Consider the following 2,241-nt stretch of genomic DNA (forward strand, 5'->3'; position numbering starts at 1 on the left):
GCTTCGTCAAGGCTTCATGACGACCTTGATGCATCCGTCCCGCTTGTCGCGGAATGTCTTGTAGAGCTCGGGCCCCTCTTCCAGGGTGGCCCGATGCGTGATGACGAAGGACGGATCGATGTCGCCCTTGACGATCCTGTCCATCAGCATCGGCAGGTAGTGCTGTACCGGCGTCTGTGCCATGCGGAAGGTCAGGCCCCGGTTGATTGCCGATCCCATCGGAATTTTATCGAGCAGGCCGCCATAGACGCCGACAATGGAGACGGTTCCGAAGTTCCGGCAGCACATGATGGCCTGACGCAGCACATGGGGGCGGTCCGTTCCCAGGAAGGTCGCCGTCTTGATGCGGTCCACCACCGCATCGACGCCGCTCCATGTATCGGGCTCGGTGCCGACGGCATCGATGCATCCATCCGCGCCGCGGCCGGCCGTGAGGTCCTGAATGCGGGGATAGACGTCCTCGGTCCTGAAATTGATCGTCTCGGCCCCTCCGGCCTCGGCCAGGGCCAGCCGCTCGGGCACGGTGTCGATGGCGATGACCCGTTCGGCGCCCAGAAGAAAGGCGCTGCGGATCGCCATCTGCCCTACCGGACCGCAGCCCCAGATCGCGATGGTCTGGCCCGGCTGGATATTGCAGAACTCCGCCGCCATGTAGCCCGTGGGAAAAATGTCCGACAGGAACAGCGCCTGTTCATCGGTCAGCTGCTCCGGGACCTTGACTGGCCCGACATTGGCGTAGGGAACGCGCAGATATTCCGCCTGGCCCCCCGCGTAGCCGCCCAGCAGGTGGGAATAGCCGAACAGGCCGGCCGGCGAATGGCCCCACAGCCGCTCGGCCTTGGCGTGGTCCGGATTGGTCCGTTCGCATCCGGAGTGAAAGCCGTTCCTGCAGAAGAAACATTCCCCGCAGGCGATGGTGAAGGGCACCACCACGCGGTCGCCCACCTTCAGATCTCCGGCGTCTTTCCCGACGTCCACCACCTCACCCATGGTTTCATGGCCCAGGACGTCGCCATGGTGCATCTCCGGTATCATTCCGTCGAAGATATGCAGGTCCGACCCGCAGATTGCGCAGGCGGTGACCCGGATGATCGCATCCCGGCTATCCTCCAGGATAGGGTCCCGGACGCTCTCGCAGCGGATGTCGCTCTTGCCGTGCCATACCAGTGCCTTCATGACTCGTCTCCCTGTCCCGGGGCGGCGGCGTGGCCGCCGGGACGATGTCTTCGGTGATCACAGCATCGGCCGTCCCCCGGTGACGGGAATGATGGCGGAGGTCATGTAGCTTCCCTCGTCCGATGCCAGCAGGACATAGGCCGGCGCGACCTCGGCCGGCTGTCCGGCACGGTCCAGCGGGGTGTTCTGTCCGAACGTCCTCACGGCCTCGGGCGGCATGGTCGAGGGGATCAGCGGCGTCCAGATCGGCCCCGGCGCCACCGCATTCACCCGGATGCCCTGCGGCGCCAGAAGCTGCCCGAGACCGGCCGTGAAATTGGCGATGGCCCCCTTGCTCGCGGCATAGGCCAGCAGGTGGGGGGACGGCGCATCCGCGTTGATGGACGTGGTGTTGATGATCGCGGCGCCGGGCTTCATATGCGGCACCGCCGCCTGGCAGAGGAAGAACATGCTGTAGATATTCGTGCGGAATGTCGTGTCCCACTCGGCCTCGTCGATATCGTCCAGCTTTTCGATGCTTTTCTGATGCGCGGCGTTGTTGACCAGAATGTCGATGCCGCCGAACGCTTCCACCGTGCGCTGGATCAGCGTGACGCAATGCGGCTTCCCTGCCACGTCGCCCGGCAGCAGAATGGCCTTGCGACCTGCCTGCTGCACCCATGATGCAGCCTCCCGTGCATCCTCGTGCTCATCATGATAGGCGATGGCGACATCGGCGCCCTCGCGCGCGAAGGCGATCGCCACGGCCCGGCCGATTCCGGAATCCGCGCCGGTAATCAGGGCTCTCTTGCCCGCCAGGCGTCCCGATCCCCTGTAGGTGGTCTCGCCGTGATCGGGCTTCGGTCGCATGGCGTCGGTGCGGCCCGGCGGCTCCTGCGGCTGCGGGGCAAAGCTGTCGTGGCTGTTCCCTGTCATTCGGCCTCTCCATGCGTGAAGATGCGTTCGGCCGCCGTCTTTCATGTCTTGCATGAAAAGCGGCCGGGGCCGCAATGCCGTTGCGCCTCGGCGGACATTTCACGGCGGGGCAGTGCTGTCTACGCGGCAGAACCACGCGGGTTTCTCCCG

General features: G+C 65.2%; 2 protein-coding genes. Both read right to left on the bottom strand.

All coding sequences use genetic code 11. The annotated features are described in order from the left end of the window. Window positions 1-6: 6 nt before the first annotated feature. Window positions 7-1,176: a zinc-dependent alcohol dehydrogenase gene (locus tag HLH28_RS17765; RefSeq protein ID WP_182961931.1), complete on the bottom strand. Its 1,170-nt coding sequence runs from the start codon at window positions 1,174-1,176 to the stop codon at window positions 7-9. A gap of 57 nt (window positions 1,177-1,233) precedes the next feature. Continuing rightward, window positions 1,234-2,091: an SDR family oxidoreductase gene (locus HLH28_RS17770; protein WP_182961932.1), complete on the bottom strand. Its 858-nt coding sequence runs from the start codon at window positions 2,089-2,091 to the stop codon at window positions 1,234-1,236. Window positions 2,092-2,241 lie beyond the last annotated feature (150 nt).

It is taken from the genome of Gluconacetobacter tumulisoli (assembly GCF_014174155.1).
Lineage (GTDB): Bacteria > Pseudomonadota > Alphaproteobacteria > Acetobacterales > Acetobacteraceae > Gluconacetobacter > Gluconacetobacter tumulisoli.